Here is a 1,412-nt window from a genome sequence, read left to right as displayed (position 1 = left end):
TGGCCCATCAGCGAAGTTGCTCCTTGTCTGGCGGAGGTCCGCTCATACCGCCATTGCAGGCCAGATTTGCTCAACCTGAGTTCTTCTCATTTTGACCCAGAGCAGAAGTAGTAGATGGATGTCCCTCTCTTCTTAGAAGGCGCGACACAGGGAAGGTCGCTACGCTCGATCTAACTCGACAAGATATGCTAAGACCAAGTCTTCGGTCTGAACTTGGTTAGCAGCATTTCGATAGATGACAATCTCGGCTTCGTCAGCTCTGCGAACTGTCAACTTGGCCGTCGAGGAGCAAAGCGGGAGGCCGTTCGATGTAATCGTGGTCAAGTCATCACGAACCCACTCCTCTTTGCACAACTCGAAGGCTTCCCGGAAATTCTTTGCCTCGAACGCGAAGATAGCTTTGCCGTCAACGTCCATCGCGAATACCGAGCCGGAGAAAACAGTCATTGACACTCACCTTTCATCAGTATCGACGACCGACGGCGCCGCGAGCGTTTTGCTTCGCTTCACATTTGCTCACGAACTGGCCGCATTTCGCGAGGCGTCCAGTTACTGTAACCGGCCTCTTTCGGTCCGCAATCAACGTCCGCTTCGTGGTTAAACGTCCGGCGATACAAGGTCGATGACGGCTTTTTGACCAAAAAGGATCTTGATGTGGCGCAGCCGCGGTTCGCAATCCGTTCTCGTTGCCGACTTGTTCTCACTCGCTGCCCCGGTACTCGCCTCTTTCCGAGCGCGGTGGCGTAGCTTAATTCAGCAGCGGCCTAGTTTGCTCTATGCTATTTTCGCTTGCGTCCCGGAACAAGCTGGCCTGAACGTCCATCAATGAAAATGAACGATCCAATCAAGGGGATTGGTCATGGGCATCGCGAGAATGCACTCTCCGAAGTACTGGCGAGATCGCGCGGAGGAATTACGCGCCAAGGCAAACAACTTGAGCTGCACCCGGTTCTGTTGACACCGGCTTAAGCTAATCCAACCTTCCGTTCGAACTCCATAGGGCTCAGATATCCGATCGTCGAATGCCTTCGCTTCGGATTGTAGAAGCGCTCGATGTAGTCGAACACGTCGGCCTTGGCCTCGTTGCGTGACCGGTACACTTTGCGCGCTGTTCGCTCGGTCTTCAAGGACGAGAAGAAGCTCTCCATTGCAGCGTTGTCCCAGACATTGCCTGACCGGCTCATCGAGCAGACCACGCCGTGATCGGCCATCAGCCTCTGGAACTGTTCGCTGGTGTATTGGCTGCCGCGATCGGAATGATGCAACAGCGCGTCCGGCTTGCCTCGTCGCCAGATCGCCATCACCAGGGCATCGGTGACGAGCTGTGCCGTCATTGCTGTACTCATTGACCAGCCGACCACCCGCCGCGAGAACAGATCAACGACTGCGGCCACATAGAGCCAGCCCTCCGC

Annotated in this window: 2 protein-coding genes; both read right to left on the bottom strand. The window is 55.5% G+C overall.

Going from position 1 to position 1,412, the window contains the following annotated elements; translation table 11 throughout:
- Positions 1-159 precede the first annotated feature (159 nt).
- Positions 160-447 carry a hypothetical protein gene (locus IVA74_RS02400; RefSeq protein ID WP_247339507.1) on the bottom strand — a complete coding sequence of 96 codons (288 nt, stop codon included), beginning with the start codon at positions 445-447 and terminating at the stop codon, positions 160-162.
- 518 nt (positions 448-965) lie between these two features.
- On the bottom strand, positions 966-1,412 hold a 447-nt coding region (locus IVA74_RS02395), incomplete at its 5' end, for an IS3 family transposase (RefSeq protein WP_247339505.1).

This window comes from Bradyrhizobium sp. 132 (assembly GCF_023074185.1).
In the GTDB taxonomy this organism is placed as follows: domain Bacteria; phylum Pseudomonadota; class Alphaproteobacteria; order Rhizobiales; family Xanthobacteraceae; genus Bradyrhizobium.
Note: the sequence above shows the minus strand (reverse complement) of the source record. Positions and strands in the feature narration are given on the sequence as shown.

Bases quoted from the DNA above. Each gene is read 5' to 3' on its own strand.
- IVA74_RS02400 (WP_247339507.1), bottom strand. From the start codon at position 447: ATGACTGTTTTCTCCGGCTCGGTATTCGCGATGGACGTTGACGGCAAA.